Origin of the sequence: Pseudomonas sp. UBA1879, assembly GCF_002338065.1 — a bacterium.
In the GTDB taxonomy this organism is placed as follows: Bacteria; Pseudomonadota; Gammaproteobacteria; order Pseudomonadales; family Pseudomonadaceae; genus Aquipseudomonas.
This window is the reverse complement of record NZ_DDHJ01000004.1, coordinates 148,642-171,846: the sequence shown is the minus strand read 5'-3', so window position 1 is coordinate 171,846 and position 23,205 is coordinate 148,642. Positions and strand designations below refer to the sequence as shown.

The window sequence follows — 23,205 nt, the reverse complement described above, 5'->3', positions numbered from 1 at the left end:
CCCGCTGATGCTTAGATGTAGAACGATTTCAGCGGCGGGAAGCCATTGAATTCAACAGCGCTGTAGCTGGTGGTGTAGGCGCCGGTGGACAGCCAGTAGAGGCGATCACCGATGGCCAGGTTCAGCGGCAGGCCGTACTTGTAGTTCTCGTACATGATATCGGCGCTGTCACAGGTGGGGCCCGCGATCACGACTTCTTCGACTTCGCCTTTCTTCTCGGTCCAGATCGGGAACTTGATGGCTTCGTCCATGGTTTCGATCAGGCCGGAGAACTTGCCCACATCGGTGTAGACCCAACGCTCGACGGCCGTACGCGACTTACGCGCAACCAGCACGACTTCGCTGACCAGGATACCGGCGTTGGCGATCAACGAACGGCCCGGTTCCAGAATGATTTCCGGCAGGTCATCACCGAAGTCTTCCTTGAGGAAGCGGATGATTTCTTCGGCGTAGGTTTCCAGGCTGTTGGTGCGGGTGATGTAGTTGGCCGGGAAGCCGCCGCCCATGTTGATCAGTTTGAGTTCGATGCCGTCTTCTTCTTTCAGACGCTCGAAGATCACCTTCACCTTGGCGATGGCAGCATCCCACACACTGATGTCGCGCTGTTGCGAACCCACGTGGAAAGAGATGCCGTACGGCACCAGACCCAGGTCACGGGCCAGGATCAGCAGGTCCATGGCCATGTCGGTCTGGCAGCCGAATTTGCGCGACAAAGGCCAGTCAGCGGTGGTCGAACCTTCGGTCAGAATGCGCACATAGACTTTCGCACCCGGCGCGGCCTTGGCGATGTTGCGCAGGTCGGCTTCGGAGTCGGTGGCGTACAGACGCACGCCCTTCTCGTAGAAGTAGCGAATGTCCTTGGATTTCTTGATGGTGTTGCCGTAGCTGATGCGATCCGGGCCAACGCCACGGCCCAGCACTTTGTCCAGCTCATAGATCGAAGCGATGTCGAAGCTCGAACCTTTCTCTTTGAGCAGGTCGATGATTTCGACGGCCGGGTTGGCCTTGACTGCGTAGTAAACCTTGGCGAATTCGAAACCGGCACGCAGGTCATCGTAGGCCTGACTGATCATGGCGGTGTCGATGAGCACGAACGGGGTTTCTTGCTTGTCGGCAAACGCCTTCATTTTCTCGAAGGTGCTTTTTTCGAAATAGTCTTCGACCTGAATCGACATGCGGGGACTCCTGTTGGCAAACGGTAAAAAACAATGGGTGCGAGCTATCAGCTCATGAACGTCCTCCGTATCCCCACTTTGGTTCGCCTACTTCCCAAGGCCGTTGACCGAAAGCAAAAAGGCCATCCGGTCATGTCTCTCCGGTTGGCCTTGCTGTCTCGTCGTCAGTACTTGAGCCGGATGGATCGTTTCCAGCATGGACGTTCGGCGCGAACTTTAGGACCAGAAGGGCTGGAGATCAACAAAAAATGTCGCGTTTCTGCCCGTTTTTGCCAAACGGGCACGCACGCTCGTTCCATCGCTCTGTGGTAACCGACCAATGTGACAGGCTGATGTTCCCGGGCATCGTTCTCACTCCACGCCAACGGCCGTTGCTCAAGCGTTCGACCACGTCCTGCGCCTGCAAATCGCCCGCGCGATAAACGACCTTTTCCTTAATCCGATTGAGCCTGAAAACCTGTCATTTCTGACAGTTGTTGCCCCCTCCCCCCCTCTATAACCTGACCTCGCATTGCGCAACGCAGACCTCCTATTGACCACTCCCAGCCTCATCGAGACTGGAACGAGGGATATCGTCATGCGCAGTGTTCACTTGAAAATAGCGGCTTGCTCTTTATCAGTCCCCATCTTGCTTGCTGCTTCATTTGCCCATGCCGGTATCGGCACCGATGTGGCCTGGCAGATGAATTACTACTACAGCCGTACGCTGGACGATTGCGGCAAAGGGCGACCGCTGGACCAGTGCTCGGGCCTCAGGGTACGAGGCACGGACAGCGGAAAGGAGTTCGAACCCTGGGACCCCAGCCCTGCCTCGCACAAGAGCGGAGGGGTGTCGTTTTCTTTCCTGCGCAAAGACTCCAAATACCAGGACCTCGGCTTGCTGAAGACCAACGGGTTTGTCCTCAAACCCAATGACTTCATCGATAAGGACGAGATGAAGATCGAGACACTGTGCTTCTTTCCCATCGATGCATGGACCGACGACCGCCGTGACGCAGGTTGCGGCGACAACGCCAAAACCGGGAAGAAAGAAGCGGCCTGCCAAAATACCTACGTCAACAACGACCCTAACAATCCCATCGACACTGCCAAAGAATGGTTGGCCGACTACAAAAGCCAGGGTGCCGGGACCTCACAGTGGGTGAACGCGCATAAAAGCCAATGCGGATTCGAGATAAAAGACCGGCCGGATGCCGCCGAGGCCTTCCGGGAAGGCATCAGAGCGCGCAAGGAATTGCAGGATGACAAGTCCAGTACGGGGCACACCATCAACACTCAAACCGAATTGAGGACGCCAGACTGGCGAGACGATCAGGATAAGGAGTTGCCCATCCTCGCGTTCATCTACACGCCCAATGCCAAAGACGCAAATGCTGGCCTGGAGAAAGCGCGAGGCGATCAAAAACGTTACTTTCAGAAAACCGGAAAATGGGTACCCGTGATCAGGGTCGATATGCCGACATCAAATGCTGCCCAAGCCATATTCACCTATAACGAAAGCGATCAGCACCGTGCCGCGCCTACGCCAAAGGTTGAAAACGAATGCACCCGCTATATCAAAAGTGCCAAATGGGAGCGGCGTGAAGACCCTAACATTCCCGATAACCCCTACTCGCTGATGATCACGCCAACCGAGTGCGGCAGGAAGATCACCAAAGACCAACAGGCAGCGGCCTACGCCGAGCTATACGCCAAATACGGGAATGACAAGGAATGGAACCCTGATAACGGCAGCATGTATCAGCAGTTCGTCTGTCACTTGGAATGGAGCGGGGAAGTCGACGGCAAAAGGGTCAAGACTCGCAACAAGCCTACCTGGAATCTTGAGCCAGTCCGGCCTCGAGCAAGTTGGGACGATGTGTTCAAACAGGCCTGTAACCCCTTCTGAGGGAGCGTCCCACGAATGAATGCGCCGCGAGAGAACGTACGCTAGCTGAAGCAGTCCGGCTTGCCGACGGCAGCGCTCTTGAATACGCCACCGCCAGCAAACCGGAAGGCTGCATAAGCCCTAGCTCGCCGCTTGTTCGGCCGCTTCCGCTGGTGACACGATGCTGGTTTTCTTGCCTCGGGATTGCCCCGAACTCAAGTACGCCGCAATCGACTCCTGAGTCACTTCGCCGAGGAACACGTTTTCGGCATCCAGCACCGGCAGCCAGGCGCGGTTGAACTCGTACATGCGCGACAGCAGGATGCGCAGGTGTTCGTCGTAGGCAGCGGTGGCGTTGAACGGACGCAGGTATTGCTCGCAGGTGCCTGTCTGGCGGTGCAGGTCGCGGCGGCGCACGTAGCCCAGCGCTTTGTTCGCAGCGTCGGTGACGACCACGTAGCGGCGGTCGTTTTCGTCCATCGCTTCCAGGGCCTCGGCCACCGGCGTTTCCGGGCTGACGCTGGGCGCGTTGTCGGCGGCGTCTTCGGCTTTCACCAACAGCAGGCGCTTGAGGGTGCTGTCCTGGCCAACGAAATTGCTGACGAACTCGTCCGCCGGGTGCGCCAGCAAGGTGTCCGGATGATCGATCTGCAGCAGTTTACCGGCACGGAAGATGGCGATCTTGTCGCCTAGCTTGATGGCTTCATCAATGTCGTGGCTGACCATGATTACGGTCTTGTTCAGCGCACGTTGCATCTCGAAGAATTCGTTCTGGATCATCTCGCGGTTGATTGGGTCGACCGCACCGAACGGCTCATCCATCAACAGCAACGGCGCGTCGGCCGCCAGCGCTCGGATCACGCCGATGCGCTGTTGCTGCCCCCCCGACAATTCACGCGGATAGCGATGCAAATACTGCTTCGGCTCCAGCTTGATCATGCTCATCAGCTCGCGGGCGCGGTCGTGACATTTCTGTTTGTCCCAGCCCAGCAGCTTGGGCACGACCACGATGTTTTCTTCGATGGTCATGTTAGGGAACAGGCCGATCTGTTGAATCACATAACCAATGTTGCGACGCAGGGTGACTTCATCCAGTTGCGTCGTGTCTTCGCCATTGATCAACACTTTGCCAGACGTCGGCGTGATCAGGCGGTTGATCATTTTCAGCGTCGTGCTCTTGCCGCAGCCGGAAGGACCCAGGAATACACAGATCTCGCCTTCGTTGACGGTCAGGCTCACGGCATCGACGGCCTTCACTTCCTTGCCGTTGCTCTGGAAAGTCTTGGTGAGGTCTTGCAGTTCGATCATGGTCTTGGCAGTCATTTGAGCAATCCTTTTGGAGTCAGCGAGCGTTGCAGCCATTGCAGAAGCAGGTCAGCGAAGATGGCCAGAATGCTGACCAGTACAGCGCCGACGATCAGCATCGACATGTCGCTGCGGCTGATGGAAGCGAGGATGAGTACGCCGAGCCCCCCGGCGCCGATGGTGGCGGCGATGGTCATGACGCCGATGTTCATGACCACGGCGGTGCGCACACCGGCCAGGATCACCGGCACGGCAATCGGCAGTTCGACCATGCGCAAGCGTTGGCCGAAGGTCATGCCGATGCCGCGTGCTGCTTCGCGAATGCCAGGCTCGACACCGGTCAGCGCCAGGTAGGTGTTGCGCATGATGGGCAGCAGTGAGTACAGGAACACCGCCGTGATCGCAGGCAACGGGCCAAGGCCCTGGCCAAACTTGGAATAGAACGGCAGCAGCAGGCCGAACAGCGCGATCGACGGCACGGTCAGCAGCACCGTGGCACTGGCTTGAAGGGGACCGGCGAGGGCCGGAAAGCGGGTCATGAACACGCCCAATGGCACGCCCACCAGAATGGCCAGGGTCACTGCGATGCCGACGAGGGTGATGTGTTGCAGGGTCAGGTGAAACACTTGATTCCAGTCCAGATGGGAAAACGCGCTCCAGAAGCTCATAGTTTCTTCTCCTGTTGCTCGACGGGCGTCTGCTTGATCGGCACGCTTTCAGCAGAAGGATTGATCGGGTGCGTGCGCAGGAAATCGGCCGCCACGACCGTAGGGCTTTCATGATTGACGTCGATGCGCGCGTTCAGGTCGATCATGGTCTGGTTATCCAACAGCGCGGCCAGGGGCTTGAGCTGTTCAGCCAGTTGCGGGTGCTGATCCAGGAACGCTTTGCGCACCACCGGCGCAGCGGTGTAGTCAGGGAAGTAGTGCTTGTCGTCATCCAACACTTTGAGCTTGAAGGCGTTCAACCGCCCATCGGTGGTGTACACCAGACCGGCGAACACCTGCCCGTTTTTCAGCGCGGTGTAAACCAGACCCGCGTCCATTTGGCGCGTGTTTTCTCGGCTCAAGTTCATGTCGTAGTGCTTGACCAGCCCCACCAGACCGTCGGAACGGTTGGCGAACTCAGTGTCGAGCGCGACGATATGCCCCTCCTTCGCTTCATCTTTAAGCACCTCCGTCAGGCCCGAGACATTGGTCACCTGCGGATATTGCTGCGCCACTTTGTCCGGCAGGGCCAGCGCATAGGTGTTGTTGAATTTCGACGGCGACAGCCACACCAGGCCCTTCTTCGCGTCCAGTTCCTTGACCCGCTGGTAGGTCTGCTCGCTGTCGAGCTTTTCGTCGACATGGTTGTAGGCCACCAGCGACACGCCGGTGTATTCCCAGAGCATGTCGAGCTGGCCGGATTCCTGCGCACTGCGCGCCAGGTTACTGCCGAGGCCGCCGGTGATCTGGACTTGATAGCCTTTGTCACGCAGGTATTGCGCGGTCAGTTCAGCGAGGATCGTCTGTTCGGTGAACACCCGGGCGCCGATGCGCAACACCGGCATTTCCGCCGCCTGGGTAAACCCGGCCAGCAACAGGCCCGCGCCCACTATTAATGTGCATAACGTCTTCATGGGAATTCCTTTCTCTGCGCGGCCCGTTAGCGAGCCAGGCCACGTTCCAGCCAAAGACGACTCGCCAGGGTCACGGCGCCATCGAGCAACAGGGCGAGCAGCGCGGTACAGGCGGCCCCCAGCACCAGTTGCGGCTGATTGTTCAGGGCGATGCCCGGGAAGATCAGGCTGCCAAGGCTGTTGGCGCCGATCAGGAACGCCAGTGGCGCGGTCCCGACGTTGATCGCCAACGCGACCCGCACGCCGCCGATGATGATCGGCACGGCATTGGGCAGCTCGACGCGCCACAACACCTGACGCGGTGTCATGCCGATGCCGGTGGCGGCTTCTTTAAGAGAACCCTGAACGTTTTTCAGACCTTCGTAGGTGTTGCGCACGATGGGCAACAATGAGGCGAGGAACAGCGCGAAGATCGCAGGTCCGCTGCCAATACCCAGAACGCCCAGGGCGATGGCCAGCACTGCAAGAGGGGGAACGGTGTTACCGATGTTGAAGATCTGCATGAAACGTTCGGCGCGGCCAACCATGTTCGGTCGGCTTAGCACAATGCCGGTCGGGATCCCGACCACCAGTGCCGCCAGCATCGATGCAAGGACCAGCATCACGTGGGCTTGCAGGTAGAACAGCAAATCATCCTGGTACTGCTTGAGCGTATCGATGCCGATCCAGTGGATCAGCAGGGCCAGGAGTACGACAGCAGTCGTGCCTCCTAATAGCCCCTTGCCATAGCGATTAGCCACGGGCGGACTCCTTATTTCAGTCGGCGAACGCCTCGCACTGAGGGACTGGCTCAAGCCAGCGACGAACGTTCGCGAAGAGCAGCGGGTGGGTCGCCGGAAAGGGTTGAACCTCGGCGAAAACACAAGCCATGAGCGCAGCTTCGTCAAGCTAACTTGCTGATTTTGCATCCCTTGGCGCATTTCGTTGCCAGGGAGTGGACGTCTCCGGAACCGCAAAGGTTCCCATGCAAGATGCTATTTGGCCACCCCTGATTGACTGAACGGTTCGGTTATTGCGTTCGTTTGAGCTATAATCGCCGCCCTTTTTTGAATCACCTTTCGGGCGATTTCCCATGACCAGACAGGCCGCCGAAGTCGCGAAACGCCGCACTTTCGCCATCATTTCTCACCCCGACGCCGGTAAGACCACCATCACCGAAAAGCTGCTGCTGATGGGCAAGGCCATTGCCGTCGCCGGTACGGTGAAGTCCCGCAAGTCCGACCGCCATGCCACCTCCGACTGGATGGAGATGGAAAAGCAGCGGGGTATTTCCATTACCACGTCGGTCATGCAGTTCCCCTATCGCGAACACATGATCAACCTGCTCGACACCCCGGGCCACGAAGACTTCTCGGAAGACACCTACCGCACTCTGACCGCAGTGGATTCGGCGTTGATGGTGCTCGACGGTGGTAAAGGCGTCGAGCCGCGGACCATCGCCCTGATGGACGTCTGCCGTCTGCGCGACACGCCCATCGTCAGCTTCATCAACAAGCTGGACCGCGACATTCGCGACCCGATCGAGTTGCTGGACGAAATCGAAGCGGTGCTGAAGATCAAGGCTGCGCCGATCACCTGGCCCATCGGCTGCTACCGCGACTTCAAGGGTGTCTATCACCTGGCCGACGACTACATCATCGTCTACACCGCCGGTCATGGTCATGAGCGTACCGAAACCAAGATCATCCAGAAGCTGGACTCCGACGAAGCTCGCGCTCACTTGGGCGACGAGTACGACCGTTTCGTCGATCAACTGGAATTGGTGCAGGGCGCTTGCCACACCTTCGACCAGCAGGAATTCCTCGACGGCCAATTGACCCCGGTGTTCTTCGGGACTGCACTGGGCAACTTCGGTGTCGATCACGTGCTTGACGCCGTGGTGGACTGGGCGCCGAAGCCGTTGGCGCGGGTGGCCAACGAGCGCACCGTCGAGCCGGTGGAAGAGAAGTTCTCGGGCTTCGTGTTCAAGATTCAGGCGAACATGGACCCCAAGCACCGCGACCGCATCGCGTTCATGCGCATCTGTTCGGGCAAGTACGACAAGGGCATGAAAATGCGCCATGTCCGCACCGGCAAGGACGTGCGCATCGGTGACGCCCTGACGTTCTTCTCCAGCGAGCGTGAGCAACTGGAAGAAGCCTACGCCGGCGACATCATCGGTCTGCACAACCACGGCACGATCCAGATCGGCGACACCTTCACCGAAGGCGAAGGCCTGGGCTTCACCGGCATCCCGCACTTCGCCCCGGAACTGTTCCGTCGCGTTCGTCTGCGTGACCCGCTGAAATCCAAGCAGCTGCGTCAGGGTCTGCAGCAACTGGCCGAAGAAGGCGCGACCCAGGTGTTCTTCCCGCAGCGCAGCAACGACATCATTCTCGGCGCCGTCGGTGTGCTGCAGTTCGACGTGGTCGCGAGCCGTCTGAAGGAAGAGTACAAGGTGGAATGCTCCTACGAGCCCATCACGGTATGGTCTGCCCGCTGGATCGATTCGAGCGACAAGAAGAAGCTCGAAGAATTCGAGAACAAGGCCGTGGAAAACCTGGCACTGGACGGCGGCGGTCACCTGACCTACCTCGCGCCCACGCGGGTCAATCTGAGCCTGATGGAAGAGCGCTGGCCGGATATAAAATTCCGCGCAACGCGTGAACATCACTAAGTCGCTGTAGCGCCGTGCGGCCATGGAAGGCTGCAGGTGCCCCTCCCCCTCTCACATCTCCCGCGCGGCAGCATGAAACGCCGCTGTTTGCGTAGAACAAAAACGAAGCAGTCGCACCGAAAAGAAAAAAACGGGCAGTCAAGCTGCCCGTAAAGCACACACGACCCTTGATCGTTTGTGAAGCACATCAGAGAGCGATGTGCGGAGGAGCGGTCCGCACATCGTTGGAACGTTTAGAACTTGGATTGAATCTTGATACCGGCGACCAGCGCGTTCTGGACGTCGTCGACACCACCCGGGCTCTTCACGTACTGCACGTTAGGACGCACGGTCAGCCAGTCGGTGACGTGTACGCCGTAGTAGATTTCCGAGTTGTATTCGGTCTTCTGGATTGGCAGGAAGTTCGGGTTGTCGTAGTCGTCGATGCCGTTGACGGCGTTGACCAGGCGACGGTTGTCCTGGGCATCGTCGTTGACGTGGATACGCGCGACACCGATACCGATGTCATCCTTCGGACGTGCATCGAACGGGCCTTTGTAGACGAAACCGATCTGCTGATAGTTGTCGACGTAGTTGGTGGCTTTGTCATGCACGGTCAGGTTGCCGAAGATGCTCAGACCACGGGATGGATCGCCGTTGTGGCTGGTCAGTTGTTGCTGAGCCACGACCCACCAGCCGTGCTTGTCGTCGTGAGACTTGAAGTCACCGCCAGCGATGGCTTGCGGTTGGCCATTGGTGTTTTCGTAGAGGTCAGGCGCGCTTGGGTTACTGACGTAGTAGCCCAGACGGTATTCGCCCGGCAACGAGTTGATCGTTGGCGACCACACGACTTCCACTGGCACCACGGTGCCTTGAGAACCGCTACCGCTGAGCTTGAAGCCGTTGCCGGTTTCAAGGTTCGACGGGTTCTGCTCGTAGACACCGATCTGAGCGAAGAACTCAGGCGTGATGTTGTACTTCACGCGAGCGGCCCACTGGCTGACTGGCCAGTTGTACCAGGTGTTCACGTAGTTACCGACCTGCGAGCCGCAGAGCGTCAGGTTCTGGAAGTCGCAAGGGAAGCTGTTGAAGTCTTCGCCTTCGCCGAATCGACCGACTTTGATGTCCAGAGCGCCGTCGAAGAATTTCTGCTTGTACCACATCTGCGTCAGACGCCAGGTCTGACCACGGCCCCACACTTCTTGAGAGGAGCTGAGAGTGCCCGCGCGCGGGTCGCCGATACGGTCGTTGGAGATGTTGTTACCGCTACGCTCGGTGATTGCCAGCTTGAATTCCGCATCATGCCAACCGAGGATTTTTTGCAGGTCCATTTGCACGCCAAACGCGAACTGGTCGCTGTAGCGGCCGGTTCTGTCGTCGTTGTAACCGCCATTGAGGTTGGACGCCGCCTCACCCACGTACTCGATCGGGAAGTCATAACCCTTGTCGTACAGTTCCTGGCGCAGACCGCCCCAGTCGCCTGTCAGGTGCTCGCTGGCCTTGAATGGCTCCATGGCGGAGGCCGTTCCGGACAGTGTCAACGCGCTCATCACCGACAGCCCGCCGAGGAGCTGCAGTTGGTTGCGCGATTTGCCTTTTACCTTCTTCATCCCTTAAATCCTCGTTTTATTGTTATTAGCTAAACAGCGTTGTAACCACTTGCTTCGTGTGCCCGCCGGGGCGTTTAACGGCAGAAACCGCTCCGACAGAGGTGCTCATGAGCGCAGTGCTCCTGCGCGCGGAATTCAGTTGCGGTTGAGCCGCGTCACGTTACCCATGCCTTCAGTCATCTGCGGCGCGGCCAGCGCCCCCAGGCGTTCGCCGGTCTTGGCATCGAACAACAACACCTTGGACGGATCGAATTGCAGGGTGAGGGTTTCGCCCACGGCGGGCGCGACATCCGGGGCCAGGCGGCAGCAAACCTTGCTGTCGTTGAGAGTGACGAACACCAGCGTGTCAGGGCCGGTCGGCTCGGTGACTTGCACTTCGGTGCGAATGGTCGGCATCCCCGCCGCTTCACCGGACGCTAGCACGATCTGTTCAGGACGAAGGCCCAGAATCACCTCACGGTCTTCAAGACCGGCATCGTTGATGTTCATCGGCAATTCGCAGCGCGCCTGACCGCTGTCGAGCAGCGCCACCAGACGGCCTTCCTTGCGTTGCAGGCGCAGCGGGATGAAGTTCATCGGCGGCGAACCAATGAAGCTGGCAACGAACAGGTTGGCCGGATCGTTGTAGATCTGCTTCGGGGTACCGAACTGCTGGATGATGCCGTCCTTCATGACCGCGACTTTGTCGCCCAGGGTCATCGCTTCGATCTGATCGTGGGTCACGTAGACCGTGGTGGTCTTCAGTCGCTGGTGCATCAGTTTCATTTCAGTGCGCATCTCGACCCGCAGCTTGGCGTCGAGGTTGGACAGCGGTTCGTCGAAGAGGTAGATCTTCGGTCGACGCGCCAACGCGCGGCCCATGGCCACCCGTTGTTGCTGACCACCTGAGAGCTGGCCCGGCTTGCGATTGAGCAGGTGTTCGATCTGCAGCAGCTTGGCGACGCGGGCGACTTCGGCATCCATGTCGGCCTGGCTCATCTTGCGAATTTTCAGGCCGAACTCAATGTTCTCGCGCACGCTCATGGTCGGGTACAGCGCGTAGGACTGAAACACCATGGCGATGTCACGGTCCTTGGGGCTCATGCCGCTGACGTCCTGGTCGCCGATCATGATCGCGCCACCGGTAATGTTTTCCAGGCCTGCGATGCAGTTCATCAGGGTCGACTTACCGCAGCCCGAAGGACCGACCAGGATCAGGAATTCGCCATCCCTGATCGACAGTTCGATGTTCTTCAGGGTGTCCGGAAGACCGGCCCCGTAAGTCTTGTTTATATTGCGAAGTTCGAGCGTTGCCATGATTACCCCTTGACTGCGCCGGCCGTTAGCCCGCGCACGAAATACTTGCCTGCGACCACATAGACCAGCAGGGTCGGCAGCCCGGCGATCATCGCCGCCGCCATGTCCACGTTGTATTCCTTGGCCCCGGTGCTGGTGTTGACCAGGTTGTTCAGCGCCACCGTGATGGGCTGCGAATCACCGCTGGAAAACACCACACCGAACAGGAAGTCGTTCCAGATCTGGGTGAACTGCCAGATCAGGCAGACCATGATGATCGGGGTCGACATCGGCAGAATGATCCGCCGGAAGATGGTGAAGAACCCGGCACCGTCCAGACGCGCCGCTTTGACCAGCGCGTCTGGCACGCTGACGTAGTAGTTGCGGAAGAACAGCGTGGTAAACGCCAGGCCGTAGACCACGTGAACGAGGACAAGGCCGGTGGTGGTGCTGGCCAGACCCATTTTGCCGAGGGTGAACGACGCGGGCAGCAGCACGGTCTGGAACGGCAGGAAGCAGCCGAACAGCAACAGGCCGAAGAACATCTGCGAGCCCCGGAAGCGCCACATCGACAGCACGTAGCCGTTGAGCGCGCCGATGGCGGTAGAAATCAGCACCGCCGGCACGGTGATCAGAATCGAATTCAGGAAGTAGCCTTTGACCGTCGCCCAGGCTTTGACCCAGCCGATGCCGGTGACTTCAGTGGGCCAGCTCAGCAGGTTGCCGGTGCCGATGTCTTCCGGGGATTTGAAGCTGGTCAGCAGCATGACCACCAGCGGGACCAGATAAACCAACGCGGCGCCGATAAGTACGACGTAAATCGCAATGCGGCTCAGGCTGATGGAAGGTTTGGCAGCGAGACTAGTCATTGCGCTTGGTCCTCAGCTCGGAATACAGGTAAGGCACGAGGATCGCGAGAATCGCACCGAGCATCAGAATCGCACTGGCCGAGCCCATGCCCATCTGGCCACGGCTAAAGGTGAACGAATACATGAACATGGCCGGCAAGTCGGACGAATAGCCCGGGCCGCCTGCCGTCATCGCGGCCACCAGATCGAAGCTCTTGATCGCGATGTGCGCCAGAATCATCACGGCACTGAAAAACACCGGACGCAGGCTTGGCAGCACCACTTTCCAGTAAATCTTCGGCATGCTCGCGCCATCGATCTGCGCTGCCCGGATAATCGATTGATCGACGCCCCGCAGCCCCGCCAGAAACATCGCCATGATGAACCCCGACGCCTGCCAGACCGCTGCGATCACCAGGCAGTAGACCACGCGATCCTGGTCGATCAGCCAGTCCAGGCGGAAGCCTTCCCAGCCCCAGTCGCGCAGTAGCTTGTCCAGGCCCATGCCGGGGTTAAGCAGCCATTTCCAGGCGGTGCCGGTGACGATCATCGAAAGCGCCATCGGGTACAGATAAATGGTGCGGATGAACCCTTCGCGACGAATGCGCTGATCGAGGAACACCGCCAGCAGCACGCCGATCACCAGGCTGATGCCGATGAACATGCCGCCAAAGACCGCAAGGTTTTTGCTTGCCACCCACCAGCGGTCGTTATCGAACAGCCGCGCGTACTGCGCCAGACCCACGAATTTATAGGTCGGCAAGAAAGTCGAGTTGGTGAACGACAGAACGAACGTCCACAGGATATAGCCGTAGAAACCCACCAGAACGATGAACATGCTGGGCGCCAGCACCAGTTTGGGTAGCCAGCGCTGCAGTGCATCGAACGGCGAGGCTTTGCTGAACACAGCAACAGAACTCATGGGAAAATCCAGTACGGAAAAGTGAAGATTACGACCGTGCTCTCTGTAGAAGTGAGCTTGCTCGCGATCAGCTGTGTCAGACACGAATCTGGTGTCTGGTCAAACGCATCGCGAGCAAGCCCACTCCTACAGGGGAGCGGTGATACGAACTATTTAGCCGACTTGATTGCCGCACCCAACTTCTTCGCCGCGTCAGCCGGATCGGCTTTCGGGTCGTTGATGTAGTTGGTCACGACGTCAAAGAAAGCGCCCTGCACAGCCAGCGTGGTTGCCATGTTGTGGGCCATGCTCGGTTGCAGACCGCCCGACTTGGCATCGGCAAGGAAGTCCTTGGCAGCGGTCTGCGCGCAGGAGTCGAAGCCGTACTTGTTCATGTCAGCCAGCATGTCGGTCCGAACCGGGATCGAGCCTTTGTTGATGCTGAAGACTTTCTGGAAGTTTTCACCCAGCACGACCTTGGCGATATCCTTCTGACCAGCGGCAGTACCCGCGTCTTTCTGTTTGAACACAGCCAGCGAGTCGATGTTGTAGGTGAACGCTTTGTCGGTGCCCGGGAAAGCAACGCACTCGTAGTCTTTGCCAGCGACTTTCTTGGCAGCGGTCCATTCGGACTTGGCCCAGTCACCCATGATCTGCATGCCGGCCTTGCCGTTGATGACTTTAGCGGCTTCCAGGTTCCAGTCCTGGCCTTTGCCGTCCGGGTCCATGTAGGTGGCGACTTTCTTCAGTTCAGTCAGCGCCTTGACCATCTCAGGACCGGTCAGCGCGCCGTTGTCGAGATCGACGAGCGCTTTCTTGTACCCGTCTGCGCCCATCACGGACAGAACGACCGCTTCGAAGACGGTGCTGTCCTGCCAAGGCTGACCACCGTGGGCCAGCGGGATAAAGCCGGCTTTCTTCAGCTTGTCGCCAGCGGCGTAGAACTCTTCGAGGGTGGTGGGGGCTTTTTCGATACCGGCTTTCTTGAAGACTTCAGGGTTGATCCATAGCCAGTTCACGCGGTGAATGTTCACCGGAACGGCCACGTAATCACCGTCGTACTTCACGGTGTCGGAGACTTTCTTGTCCAGCAGGCTGTCCCACTTTTCTTCTTTGGCGGTGTCTTTCAACACATCCGTGTCGAGCAGGCCAGTGGATGCCCATTCCTGAATGTCCGGGCCTTTGATCTGGGCAACGCCTGGCGGGTTACCTGCCACGGCGCGGCTCTTGAGAACGGTCATGGCCGTCGAACCGCCGCCGCCTGCAACGGCGCCGTCTTTCCAGGTGAAACCATCTTTTTCAACTTGGGCTTTAAGCACATCGACAGCCGCTTTTTCACCGCCGGACGTCCACCAGTGGACCACTTCGACAGTGCCTTTGGAATCGGCGGCCATAGCGCTCAGAGGGAACAACGAGGCGAGAGAAATAAGTGCTGCGAGACGTGAGATCGAATTCATCTATTTGACCTTATTGTTGTTATGCATGAGCAAGTCGTGGTGCTTGCGCTGCATGGATTCTAAACAACGGGTTAGAGCGGACGGTAACGAAGCGACGCGTGAATGTCACAGGCTGGTTACATTCAAATCTTCTGGTGGAAACTCGTAGCAGTAGGAGCGTGGCTTGTCCCGCGATCAGCGATGCAGTCGCCGCAAAACCTGCGTTTACCGTCGTCCCTGGCATACCCGATGCGCGGGTTTCTACGACGGGTTCCCCGCCGATCGCGGGACAAGCCACGCTCCTACAGAAATTGAAGCAGACAACAGGATGTCTATTCCACGCCACGCGGCAGGTACAACGTCGCGCGCAGACCGCCTTCGCGAAGGTTTTGCAATGTCACCTCGCCCCCATGGCTGTGGGCGATGTTGCGGGCGATGCCCAGCCCCAGCCCATAACCCTGCTGCTGTTTGCCTGCCAGCCGGAAATGCGGCTCGAACACCTGATCCAGTCGCTGTTCAGGCACCCCTGGACCTTCGTCATCGACGTGAAGCACAAATGCCTCGGCGTCGTCCTCGATGCGCAGATGGGCTTTGTCGCCGTATTTGATGGCGTTATCGATCAAATTGCCCATGCAGCGACGCAGTGCCAGCGGCTTGCCGTAAAACATCGACATGGCCTGGCCTTCGACCGTCACCCGTCCGTCCCCACTGGCGCCGAGGTATGGCTCGATCAGGCAATCCAGCGCGTGGTTGAGGTCGACCGGCTCGATGTTTTCGTGAATGTCGGTGTCCTTCACGCACTGCAGGGCGCCTTTGACCAGTAGCTCCAACTCATCCAGATCGCGCGTGAATTTCGCTTGCATAACCTCGTCTTCCAGCAGCTCGACACGCAACCTGAGACGCGTGATCGGAGTGCGCAAGTCGTGGGAAATCGCGCTGAACAATTGCCCCCGCTCAGTGAGGTAGCGACTGATGCGATCGCGCATGGTGTTGAACGCTCGGGTCACTTCGATGACCTCGCTGCCGCCACCTTCGACCACCGGCTCGACGTCCGCGCCCAGCGACAGGTCCCGCGCCGCACGGGCCAGGCGTTTGAGCGGCCCGCTTTGCCAATGCACCAGAAGACCGATGAACACCAGCAGAAAAACGCTGGTCAGGCCGATGAACCAGACCTGCTGAGACGGCAGACCTTCTTCTTCGAGCATCGTGTAGGGTTCGGGCAGCAGCGACGCGATGTACAGCCACTCGCCGGGCGACAGCTCGATTTGCGTCACCAGCACAGGCGGATTCACCGGTTCCAGCGTCAGCGCGTAATGCGCCCAGGAGCGCGGGAGTTCATCGAGCCTCAATCCGCTGTTGAAAATCCGCAGGTCTTCGGGTCGCACGAAGCGCACCAGAATGTCAGGGTCTGCGCCGAGGTTCTGTCGCAGCACCTGGCCGACGACATCGATCACCGCGGTCTTACGCACAGTGGGCTCCAGCACTTGCATGTCCAGCGGGCGGTCATTGAGGGAAACGAAGAAACGCGTGCCGCCCATGCTGCGCAGTTGATCGAGCACCAGCGGACGAAAGGCGACAGGCAACGAGCGGAAATAGCTGACGCTCGCGGACATGGAAAACCCCAGGCTGCGGGCGCTGGTGATCAGCCCCTCCATTTGCGTGGCGCGCAGTTGCGAGAGCCAGATCAGGCTGGAGAGGGTCTGGGCCAACAACACCGCCAGCAAAGTCAGCAGCAACATGCGCCCCAGCAATGAGCGCGGAACGGGCAGGCGGCGCTTTTTGTCGTTCACCATCAGCGGTCAGTAGCCGTTGCTGGCTTGTGGCAACACGTTGGCCGCCAACAGATAACCACTGCCTCGCACGGTACGAATCAAACGCGGCGCCTTGCCGGTGTCGCGCAAACGCTGGCGCAAACGGCTCACCGCCATGTCGACGATGCGCTCCAACGGCATCAATTCACGGCCCCGGGTGGCGTTGCCGATGGTGTCGCGATCGAGGATCTGCTGGGGGTTGTCGAGAAACAATTTGAGCAATGCAAAGTCGGCGCCCGAGAGAATGACCTCTTCGCCATCGCTGTGGAACAGGCGGTGGCTGACCATGTCCAGTCGCCACTCATCGAACACCAGCACTTCGCCGCCTGCACGCTCCTGACCGAACTGCGCGCGGCGCAACAACGCCTTGATGCGGGCCTGAAGCTCGCGCGGGCTGAAGGGTTTGGCCATGTAGTCGTCAGCGCCGAGTTCCAGACCAATGACCCGGTCGGCTTCGTCGGAGCTGGCGGTGAGCATGATGATCGGCACGTGAGGCTGACGTGGGTGCTGCCGAACCCAACGGCACAGGCTGAAGCCGTCTTCGTCGGGCAACATGACGTCGAGAATCAACAGGTCGCTGGGCTCATCGTTGAAGGCCTGACGAAACTCCGCGCCGTCGCCCACCGTGCGCACCTGAAACCCCGAGCGGCTCAGGTAAGCGTGCAACAATTCCCGAATCTCCTGGTCGTCATCGACCACCAGAATCGATTTACTGACAGTGTTCACTTGGGTCGTCCTTGTCGGCACTGAAATTATTGTTATGAAAAGCAGCTACGAGCTGGGAGCTTCAAGCTTCAAGAAAAAAACCAAGCCGTACGCAATCCTTCTTGCGGCCTGTAGCTTGCCGCTCAAAGCTGGTGCTGGCTTGCCGCCTGGTCCAGCGCCACACCCGCGCCCATCAGACCCGGGTACTCGGCCGTCACCAGCCACACCGGTACATCCTTGAAGTAATCCTTCATCAACCCTTTGTCTGCCAAAGCGTTGTTAAAGCCGCTCTGCATAAAGAAGTCGACGAAACGCGGAATGACGCCGCCCGCGATGTACACACCGCCTCGTCCACCCACGGTCAATACGTTATCGCCTGCAACGCGACCGAGGAACACGCAGAACTGCTCCAGCACCGCGCTCGCCACCGGGTCACCCTTGAGCGCCGCAGAGGTGATAGCCGCAGGCGATTTCAGCTCAGGATCGATGCCGTCCAGCGCGCAGCTGATCCGATACAGCAGCAACAGACCGGCGCCGCTCAAAATCGTTTCAGCACTGACGTGTTCATGCTCGGCCATCAGCCGCGTCCAGAGCAGCGCCTCGCGGGCCGTGCCGATGGGCAGGTTGACGTGACCGCCCTCCCCCGGCACTGCCGTCCAGTGATTTTCGCCAGAGCGGATCAGCGTCCCGACCCCCAGGCCGGTGCCAGGGCCGATCACTACGCGGGCGCCTTTCGGGTCACCTTTGCCATGGCGCACGGTCAGGTATTCGTCGTCGCGCAGGCGGGTCATGCCCAGCGCCATGGCCGTAAAATCGTTGACCATGATCAGATGATCAATCTTCAGCGTCGCGCAAAAAGCTTGTCGATTGATCTTCCAGTGGCTGTTGGTGAAGTGAAAATCGTCGCCGGTCACAGGCCCCGCGACCGCCAGACAGATGGAGCCCACATCCCCCAGCTGCAATTCGAGGTCTTCGAGGTAGACCTGCAAGGCTTTTTCGGGACTGGCGTAATCGACCGTCGGGAACACCCGGATCGAGTGCAACTGATCGTCTTCCCAAATGGCAAAACGAGCATTCGTGCCGCCGATATCACCCACCATCGCCAATGTCACTTGAGCGTCTCCAAATTCGAAGTAAAGGCGCTGGCGCCTTTCTCTGCCGAGCTAAAGGCCGCGCGCATGAAACCGAACAGTTCACGGCCGGTGCCCACGTTGTGGGACAAACGGCCGATTGCCGGTTCTCTGGCCGCCAATTCTGCCGGTTCGACCAGAACTTGCAACGTCCCTTTTACGCCATCTACCCGAACGAGGTCCCCCTCTCGCACAAGTGCCAAAGGGCCACCATCCGCGGCCTCGGGGCACACATGAATCGCCGCAGGGATTTTTCCCGAGGCGCCCGACATGCGCCCGTCTGTGATCAGCGCGACTTTGAAGCCCCGGTCCTGCAACACGCCAAGGAACGGCGTCATTTTGTGCAATTCGGGCATGCCGTTGGAACGCGGCCCCTGAAAACGCATGACCGCCACGAAATCGCACTCCAACTCCCCCGCCTTGAAAGCGTCGGCCAGATCCTGCTGATCTTCGAAGACCTTGGCCGGCGCTTCGACGATCTGATGCTCCAGCGCCACGGCGGAGACCTTCATCACGCCGCGCCCCAGGTTGCCTTCCATCACACGCAGACCGCCCTCTGGCGAGAACGGACGGGCGATGGGTCGCAGGATGTTTTCGTCGAGACTATTGATCGGCCCATCGCGCCAGACCAGCTTGCCGTCATCGAGGAACGGCTCCTGGGTATAGCGACGCAGGCCACGGCCCATCACGGTATTGACGTCTTCGTGCAGCAACCCGGCATCGAGCAACTCGCGGATCAGGAACGACATGCCGCCTGCCGCCTGGAAATGGTTGATGTCCGCTTTGCCATTCGGGTAGACGTGGCTCAGGGTCGGCACCACTTCCGAAAGGTCGGCCATGTCTTGCCACGTCAATTGAATGCCTGCGCATTGGGCGATGGCTGGCATGTGCAGCGTGTGGTTGGTGGAACCGCCGGTCGCGTGCAGGGCGACAATCGAGTTGACCAACGAACGCTCGTCCACAATCTCTCCCAGAGGAATGAAATCGCCGCTCTGTTTTGTCAGACGCGTCACCTGGAATGCCGCTTCGCGGGTCAGGGCATCGCGCAGCGGCGTGTAGGGATTGACGAAGGAGGCGCCCGGCAAGTGCAGGCCCATGACTTCCATCAGCAGCTGGTTGGTGTTGGCAGTGCCATAAAAGGTACAGGTGCCCGGCCCGTGGTAAGACTTCATTTCCGAGTCCAGCAGCTCTTCGCGGGTGGCCTTGCCTTCGGCGTAACGCTGCCGCACGTCGGCTTTTTCCTTGTTGGAAATGCCCGACACCATCGGCCCGCCCGGCACAAAAATCGTAGGCAAGTGGCCGAAACGCAGCGACCCCATCAGCAAACCCGGCACGATCTTGTCGCAGATGCCCAGCATTAAAGCGGCGTCGAACATGTTGTGCGACAACGCGACGGCCGTTGCCATTGCAATGACTTCCCGGCTGGCGATACTCAACTCCATGCCCGGCTCGCCCTGGGTGACGCCGTCGCACATGGCGGGCACGCCGCCTGCGAACTGGCCGACGGAGCCGATTTCGCGCAGGGCTTTTTTGATCTGTTCGGGAAAATGCTCGTACGGCTGATGCGCCGAAAGCATGTCGTTATAAGAAGAAACGATGGCGACGTTGGCGGCGTTCATCATCCGCAGGCTGTTTTTGTCTTCGGTGCCGCAGGCAGCGACGCCGTGGGCGAAGTTGGCACATTGCAATTTACCGCGCATCGGGCCGTCGCTCGCCGCGTCCCGGATCATGTGCAGATAGCGCTGGCGGGTTTCACGGCTGCGGGCGATCAACCGTTCGGTTACCTCAAGGACGCGGGGATGCATTGTGATGAACTCCAGGCTAGCGGATGGGTCACCCGTTCAGGCGCTTTCAAAACCGGCTATCGCATCATGGCCCAAGAGAAACGCTTCAGCAAAGGCTAGAGTTTTCAGACAGTTGTGTCGGCTTGACGGGTTTCTATTTGTAGATAAAACAAAATACTGCCACTAAAAAGGCTTGTTTTCTATTTTTATGAGAATAATCTTGTAATTCCAACAACAAATTCACTGAGGACGGGTGTATGACTCTCCGCATCGCAATCAATGGCTTTGGCCGAATCGGCCGCAACGTCCTACGTGCACTCTATACCCAGGGTTATCGTCAGGATTTGCAGGTCGTCGCCATCAACGACTTGGGCGACAGCGAGATCAACGCCCATCTGCTGAAGTACGACACGGTACACGGTCCTTTTGACGCAACCGTTGAGCACGACAAAGAAAGCATCACCGTGAATGGTGACCGAATTTCGGTCAGCGCCATTCGCAACCCTGCCGAGTTGCCGTGGAAATCGGAAAACATCGACGTGGTGTTCGAATGCACCGGGCTGTTCACCGACCGCAACAAGGCAGCGGCGCACATCACCGCCGGCGCCAAGAAAGTCATCATTTCGGCACCGGCCAAAGGTGCAGATGCGACGGTCGTGTACGGCGTCAACCACGACGTATTGCGCCAGTCCCACGAAGTCATCTCCAACGCGTCGTGCACCACCAACTGCCTCGCGCCAGTCGCTCAAGTGCTGCACCGCGAGCTGGGGATCGAGAGCGGTCTGATGACCACGATTCACGCCTACACCAACGACCAGAATCTGATCGACGTCTACCACACCGACCCGTACCGCGCGCGTTCGGCCACGCAATCGATGATCCCGAGCAAGACCGGTGCTGCCGAAGCCGTCGGCCTGGTGCTGCCGGAATTGGCAGGCAAGTTGACCGGCATGGCGGTTCGGGTGCCAGTGATCAACGTATCGCTGGTGGACCTGACCATCCAGCTCAAGCGCGACGCGACCGCCGATGAAGTCAATTCGATTATGAAAGAAGCGGCCAAACAGTCGAAAATTCTCGGCTATAACGCGCTGCCATTGGTGTCCCATGACTTCAACCACAACCCGCTGTCGTCGATCTTCGACGCAAACCACACCAAAGTCAGCGGTCGTTTGCTCAAGGTGCTGGCGTGGTACGACAACGAATGGGGCTTCTCCAACCGCATGCTGGATAACTGCCTGGCGTTGATGAACGCGGAGTAACAATTGCGCCACCTCCCTGGCCGCTGGCGCGTTTGAGTGTAGGAGTGAGCTTGCTCGCGATGGCGATACGTCAGTAACGTTCCAATGTCCGACCTGACGCCATCGCGAGCAAGCTCATTCCTACAAGGATTTGCGGACACTTCTGATTTACACGACCTTTGTACCTCACTCCCTTGACCTGAACAGTAGATGACAATCATTATCATTCGCTGAATTTCTGGTCGGGTATCCCCGTGAGTCAATCCCGCTTCAACGACGTTTTCCTGGCAAGGCGAACGATTCTGCTGCGCACCTTGCAACGCATGGTTCGCAACCCGAGCACCGCCGAAGACCTGTTGCAGGAAACTTACCTGCGCGTGACCCGCGCGTTGGGCGAGCGTGCTATCGATCATCTTGAGCCGTTCGTGTTTCAGACTGCCCGCAATCTGGCACTGGACCATCTGCGTGCCCGACGCGTTTACGCGCGCACCATCGTCGACGACGCCCCGCTGTCTGAACTTCACAACGTGGTCGCGCCTGACGCAGCGCTGGAAGACGCCGCCCACGCCAATCGGCTGCTGAAAAGCCTGAATGCCAGCCTTGAGAAGCTCACGCCACGCCAACAGAAAATCTTCACCCTGAGCCGCCTCAACGGTTGCAGCTACCTGGCAATCGCCGAGCAATTGGGCGTATCGGCCAGTACCGTGCAAAAGGAACTCAAGCTGATCATGGCCATTTGCGTCGGGGTGGCGGCCCGGCTCGAACGTTGATGAGCGCGGCTAGATCCGTATGTCATAAGAAATCGGCGGGCAGCGAGCGACATCTCGCTACACTCCCGCTCCATACCGTGTAGCCGAGGACGCCCCTTGACGGACTCTCATTCACCTGGCCCTGTGACCGACAGCGCCCTGGATCAGGCCTTGAACTGGCTGATCGCACTGGAAACTGCTGACGCCCAGCAACGCGCGCGCTTTCAGGACTGGCTCGCGGCCGACCCTGCCCATGGCGAAGCTTTCGCCAAGGCCGAGGCGGTATGGCATTCCCAGCCAATCCTCGAAGCGGCGCTCGCGCTGGCCACACCTGAAAAGCCTTCCGCGCTGCGTCGCTTGCGCGCGCATTGGCTGCCGCTGGCCACTGCGGCGGTCGTGTTACTCGGGCTTTTCAACTTCAGTGATGTGCCGTTGCGGTTGAAGGCCGACCACCTGACTGTGGCGGGAGAGCGCCAGCGGCTGGAGCTTGGCGACGGGTCGAAGGTGCTACTCAATACCCGATCCGCGTTCTCCAGTGGGCTGGATGACCGGCAGCGGGTCGCGCGGCTTTACGAAGGCGAAGCGTTCTTCGAAGTGCCGACCGCCAAGGGACTGCCGCTGGAGGTCGAAGCGGGTCCGGTGCGCATGAGTGCCAGCAGCACAGCATTCGCCGTGCGCTATCTGGATGGCGTGGCGCAGATTCAAGTCGAGCGAGGCGCCCTGAACGTTCAGGCCACCCGGGGCAATTCTCACATCAGCCTGAACGCTGGCGACAGCTTGCGCGTGGGCCCTGAAGGCTTCGGTCATCGCGAGAAAGTCGATCAAAACAAAGACCTGGCCTGGATTCAGGGTCGCCTGATTTTTGATAACTGCCCGCTCAAGGAAGTGCTGGCTGAGCTGCGGCGTTACTACCCCGGCTGGATCGTCAATGCCAATACGCAGCTGGATCAGGTGACCGTGACCGGAAACTATCGGCTGGACAATCCGATCGACGTGGTGCGTTCGCTCGCCCATATCACCTCGGCCCAGCTGCATGAACTGCCTGCGGTCGTGATCCTCAATTGAGAATAATTATTTTTACGCGATAGCCGTGTGTCGTACGTCTCGTTATAGCC

General features: G+C 59.1%; 19 protein-coding genes. 5 read left to right on the top strand and 14 right to left on the bottom strand.

Annotation, left to right across the window (positions count from 1 at the left end):
• Positions 1-11 precede the first annotated feature (11 nt).
• Positions 12-1,175, bottom strand: a complete 1,164-nt coding sequence (locus tag B3N48_RS03955) for a type III PLP-dependent enzyme (RefSeq protein ID WP_296179747.1) — start codon at positions 1,173-1,175, stop codon at positions 12-14.
• A 532-nt stretch (positions 1,176-1,707) separates the two neighbouring features.
• On the opposite strand from B3N48_RS03955, the gene B3N48_RS03950 reads away from it, so the two are divergent.
• Positions 1,708-3,063 (top strand): DUF2599 domain-containing protein, encoded by a 1,356-nt coding sequence (locus B3N48_RS03950; RefSeq protein ID WP_296179745.1) that lies wholly within the window; start codon positions 1,708-1,710, stop codon positions 3,061-3,063.
• Positions 3,064-3,183: 120 nt separating this feature from the next.
• Here the strand turns inward: B3N48_RS03950 and B3N48_RS03945 are convergent, their stop codons facing one another.
• Genes B3N48_RS03945 through B3N48_RS03930 form a run of 4 tightly spaced genes read right to left on the bottom strand, consistent with a single transcriptional unit; the run spans position 3,184 to position 6,708 of the window.
• Positions 3,184-4,350: a betaine/proline/choline family ABC transporter ATP-binding protein gene (locus tag B3N48_RS03945; RefSeq protein WP_296181572.1), complete on the bottom strand. Its 1,167-nt coding sequence runs from the start codon at positions 4,348-4,350 to the stop codon at positions 3,184-3,186.
• Positions 4,351-4,361: 11 nt separating this feature from the next.
• Positions 4,362-5,015 carry an ABC transporter permease gene (locus B3N48_RS03940; RefSeq protein WP_296179743.1) on the bottom strand — a complete coding sequence of 218 codons (654 nt, stop codon included), beginning with the start codon at positions 5,013-5,015 and terminating at the stop codon, positions 4,362-4,364.
• On the bottom strand, positions 5,012-5,968 hold the full coding sequence (locus B3N48_RS03935) for a glycine betaine ABC transporter substrate-binding protein (RefSeq protein WP_414704192.1): 957 nt from the start codon (positions 5,966-5,968) through the stop codon (positions 5,012-5,014). Before B3N48_RS03935 ends, B3N48_RS03940 begins: the two co-directional genes overlap by 4 nt.
• Positions 5,969-5,994: 26 nt before the next feature.
• Complete coding sequence (locus B3N48_RS03930) at positions 5,995-6,708, bottom strand: ABC transporter permease (RefSeq protein WP_296179741.1); 714 nt, start codon at positions 6,706-6,708, stop codon at positions 5,995-5,997.
• A 332-nt stretch (positions 6,709-7,040) separates the two neighbouring features.
• Between B3N48_RS03930 and B3N48_RS03925 the strand changes: the two genes are divergently transcribed.
• Positions 7,041-8,624 carry a peptide chain release factor 3 gene (locus B3N48_RS03925; protein WP_296179739.1) on the top strand — a complete coding sequence of 528 codons (1,584 nt, stop codon included), beginning with the start codon at positions 7,041-7,043 and terminating at the stop codon, positions 8,622-8,624.
• A gap of 233 nt (positions 8,625-8,857) precedes the next feature.
• Here the strand turns inward: B3N48_RS03925 and B3N48_RS03920 are convergent, their stop codons facing one another.
• From B3N48_RS03920 to edd, 9 genes are all read right to left on the bottom strand, one after another.
• Positions 8,858-10,213 (bottom strand): carbohydrate porin, encoded by a 1,356-nt coding sequence (locus tag B3N48_RS03920; RefSeq protein ID WP_296179737.1) that lies wholly within the window; start codon positions 10,211-10,213, stop codon positions 8,858-8,860.
• A 135-nt stretch (positions 10,214-10,348) separates the two neighbouring features.
• On the bottom strand, positions 10,349-11,509 hold the full coding sequence (locus B3N48_RS03915; protein ID WP_296179735.1) for an ABC transporter ATP-binding protein: 1,161 nt from the start codon (positions 11,507-11,509) through the stop codon (positions 10,349-10,351).
• 2 nt (positions 11,510-11,511) lie between these two features.
• Complete coding sequence (locus B3N48_RS03910) at positions 11,512-12,357, bottom strand: carbohydrate ABC transporter permease (RefSeq protein WP_296179734.1); 846 nt, start codon at positions 12,355-12,357, stop codon at positions 11,512-11,514.
• A complete protein-coding gene (locus B3N48_RS03905; protein ID WP_296179731.1) occupies positions 12,350-13,258 on the bottom strand; it encodes a carbohydrate ABC transporter permease in 909 nt (302 codons plus the stop codon). Before B3N48_RS03905 ends, B3N48_RS03910 begins: the two co-directional genes overlap by 8 nt.
• 149 nt (positions 13,259-13,407) lie before the next feature.
• Entirely contained in the window at positions 13,408-14,694 is a 1,287-nt protein-coding gene (locus B3N48_RS03900) for an ABC transporter substrate-binding protein (protein WP_296179728.1), read from the bottom strand.
• Positions 14,695-15,005: 311 nt separating this feature from the next.
• Positions 15,006-16,466: an ATP-binding protein gene (locus tag B3N48_RS03895; protein WP_296179723.1), complete on the bottom strand. Its 1,461-nt coding sequence runs from the start codon at positions 16,464-16,466 to the stop codon at positions 15,006-15,008.
• A gap of 6 nt (positions 16,467-16,472) precedes the next feature.
• Positions 16,473-17,210, bottom strand: a complete 738-nt coding sequence (locus B3N48_RS03890; protein WP_296179720.1) for a response regulator — start codon at positions 17,208-17,210, stop codon at positions 16,473-16,475.
• Between the two features lie 122 nt (positions 17,211-17,332).
• On the bottom strand, positions 17,333-18,301 hold the full coding sequence (locus B3N48_RS03885) for a glucokinase (protein WP_296179717.1): 969 nt from the start codon (positions 18,299-18,301) through the stop codon (positions 17,333-17,335).
• Positions 18,298-20,124 (bottom strand): phosphogluconate dehydratase, encoded by a 1,827-nt coding sequence (edd, locus tag B3N48_RS03880; RefSeq protein WP_296179715.1) that lies wholly within the window; start codon positions 20,122-20,124, stop codon positions 18,298-18,300. The genes B3N48_RS03885 and edd overlap by 4 nt, the downstream gene beginning before the upstream one ends.
• Positions 20,125-20,360: 236 nt before the next feature.
• On the opposite strand from edd, the gene gap reads away from it, so the two are divergent.
• From gap to B3N48_RS03865, 3 genes are all read left to right on the top strand, one after another.
• Complete coding sequence (gap, locus tag B3N48_RS03875) at positions 20,361-21,362, top strand: type I glyceraldehyde-3-phosphate dehydrogenase (RefSeq protein ID WP_296179712.1); 1,002 nt, start codon at positions 20,361-20,363, stop codon at positions 21,360-21,362.
• A 233-nt stretch (positions 21,363-21,595) separates the two neighbouring features.
• Positions 21,596-22,111, top strand: a complete 516-nt coding sequence (locus tag B3N48_RS03870) for an RNA polymerase sigma factor (RefSeq protein ID WP_296179710.1) — start codon at positions 21,596-21,598, stop codon at positions 22,109-22,111.
• A 96-nt stretch (positions 22,112-22,207) separates the two neighbouring features.
• Positions 22,208-23,155, top strand: a complete 948-nt coding sequence (locus B3N48_RS03865) for a FecR family protein (protein ID WP_296179706.1) — start codon at positions 22,208-22,210, stop codon at positions 23,153-23,155.
• Positions 23,156-23,205: the final 50 nt, after the last annotated feature.